Source organism: Holdemanella sp. DFI.5.55 (assembly GCF_020593575.1).
Taxonomy (GTDB): Bacteria; Bacillota_I; Bacilli_A; order Erysipelotrichales; family Erysipelotrichaceae; genus Holdemanella; species Holdemanella hominis.
Genome location: NZ_JAJDMK010000229.1, coordinates 1 through 324 on the forward strand (window position 1 = coordinate 1; position 324 = coordinate 324).

General features: G+C 41.7%; 1 protein-coding gene. It reads right to left on the reverse strand.

What is annotated here, in order from left to right; genetic code table 11:
• Window positions 1-103: 103 nt before the first annotated feature.
• Window positions 104-324: hypothetical protein (locus tag LJE08_RS13910; RefSeq protein WP_227403568.1), on the reverse strand; the 221-nt coding region annotated here is incomplete at its 5' end.

Consider the following 324-nt stretch of genomic DNA (forward strand, 5'->3'; position numbering starts at 1 on the left):
GGATCCTAAAGTCATGACTTTGATTGCCGATGTCGTCAGTCATGCTGAAAAAATCGTTAAATCATCATAAAAAAACGCACTGGAAAAAATCCAGTGCGCTTTTTTAGTCTTCGGTCATGTGCTCTTTAATCAAACGATTGATTGCCTGAGCATCCTCATTATTTTTGCTGATGGTCAAAAGCGTATCATTACCGGCAAGCGTACCAACGACTTCCGGAAGCTGCGCATTATCGAACAGGCCCGCCAGTACGGTTGTATAATTGGAGTTCAATGTCGTTTGAATAACATTGATGAATTGAACGTTGGTGACCTTCTCAACGTTGT